The organism is Asaia sp. SF2.1, assembly GCF_000505765.1.
Classification (GTDB): domain Bacteria; phylum Pseudomonadota; class Alphaproteobacteria; order Acetobacterales; family Acetobacteraceae; genus Asaia; species Asaia bogorensis.
In genome coordinates, this window is record NZ_AYXS01000051.1 from 135,703 (window position 1) to 137,610 (window position 1,908).

At 55.9% G+C, this 1,908-nt stretch carries 2 protein-coding genes; both read left to right on the forward strand.

Features of this window, described 5'->3' with window-relative positions; genetic code table 11:
* On the forward strand, positions 1-257 hold a 257-nt coding region (locus P792_RS39495; protein ID WP_035440992.1), incomplete at its 5' end, for a flagellar basal body rod C-terminal domain-containing protein.
* A 618-nt stretch (positions 258-875) separates the two neighbouring features.
* The coding region (fliF, locus tag P792_RS39500; RefSeq protein ID WP_023980051.1) for a flagellar basal-body MS-ring/collar protein FliF at positions 876-1,908 on the forward strand (1,033 nt) is incomplete at its 3' end.

Genomic DNA, 1,908 nt, shown 5'->3' on the forward strand with positions numbered 1-1,908 from the left:
TTGTCACGGTCGATAACCCCCAGACACTCATGGCAGAGGGCAGCTTCCTCTTTAAGCCAACAACGCCAACGCGGCAGATGCCCACTCCCGAGTTGCATCAGGCAATGCTAGAGGGAAGCAATGTCAATGCGGTAGCCGAAACAACCCGTCTGGTGCAGATCCAGCGCGATTACGATCTCACTTTTCAGCTCATCCAGACGGAGACGACGCGAGGCATGAATGCTATCGACAAGATTGCAGCCGAGCCTAGCAGTTGAAGCTGACCGAGCGATTCCGCATGCCGGCCTCTCCCCATCGGTGATTGAAATGCTCCCCTATCGATCAAGGATCGCAATGAGCTTCCGGTTCTGCGTTTTCTCTTACAGGCCCATGCTTCGTTGCTGCATACTCGGGATAACTGGTCTTCAGCTTTCTGCGTGCGCGGCTGATGACATCGCACGTCATCTTACTGGTCGTGAATGCAACGCCGGTTACATACAGCAGGGTGAAGACTGGTGCGCTCCAGCCGAGCGACCACCTGCGCCGCAGCCATATTGCACCCAAAGCTGGAACGGCGTGGACTGCTGGAGCAGACCTGACCTCATGCCAAATGTCGCTCGTCAGGTGGCGCAGGGCCCTACGGGCCTGACACAGGATCAGAACGCGGACCGCCTCAATCTGCCGCTCAAGGAAACACCGCCAACGAATGCCTACATCCCATGATGAGCATGCTTCCACGCGGACGGGGAGCATTCGGGCTGGAAAAATTGACGCCTTACAATACGCTAAAATATTTGATGCATCATACAAAAATATACCTCAGGAAACACACGGGAGATTGGACGCCGACCATGAATAAAACAGCAAAAACCGATCGCGTCTGACGACAGTTACTTATGAAAAATCTCCTTACATCCATAAAGGGGCTGGGTCGTAATCAGCTGATTGCCCTGGGAGCCGCAGGGGCTCTGCTGCTCGGGCTTCTGGGGTATCTCGCGCTTGGTGGCTCTGGGCAGCCCAACGCACTGGTGTACGGCAATCTGGACCTCAACGAGGCAGCCCGGATGGTCGAAGACCTGTCAAAGGCCCATATTCCGAGTTCGACCTCACCGGATGGAACGAGCCTTTACGTATCCAGCGACCAGGTTGCGAAAGCTCGCCTCCTTCTCGCCAAGGATGGCCTTCCCAATGGTGGGAGCGTTGGTTACGAGCTGTTCGACAAGAGCGCGACCCTGACGAGTACCCAATTCGAGCAAAACATCAACGAAACCCGCGCCCTAGAAGGCGAACTCGAGCGCTCGATCCGGCTCCTTCAGGGAGTACGCAATGTGCGGGTGCATCTCGTATTGCCTCATCGTGACCTGTTTTCGGTGCAGACAAACCCGTCTCAAGCAAGCGTCGTTATCGATATCGGCCACGGAGGACGCATCGCACCTGATGGTATACAGGCGATTCAGAACCTTGTTGCCGCCGCAGTGCCGGGGTTGAGGCCGCAATCCATCTCGATCGTCGATACACGCGGCGATGTTCTGGCAAAACCGGGAGAGCCGAACAGCGAGGACGGTCAGGAGAGCGCATTCGAGAAGTTCCGTCATGCCGAGGAGACAAGGCTGTCTCAGTCTGTTGAGGAGATGCTCATCCCTACGCTGGGCACGGCGCATGTCAGGGCGCGGGCCGCAGTCGTCATCAACAATGACGAAGTGCACGAAACAGAAGAAAGCTTCGATCCGAACCAGCAGGTACTGCGGTCGCAACAAACCAGTACAGACAAAAGCGTCAACACTGAGTCGACCCCCAACACATCTGTCGCGAACAATCTGCCGAACGCGAATGCCGGGCAAACCGACAAAAACGGATCGAGTGATACGCGTGACGAAGAAACCAATAATTATGAAATTGGCAAGCGCGTCCGGGTCGTCAACCAAACTC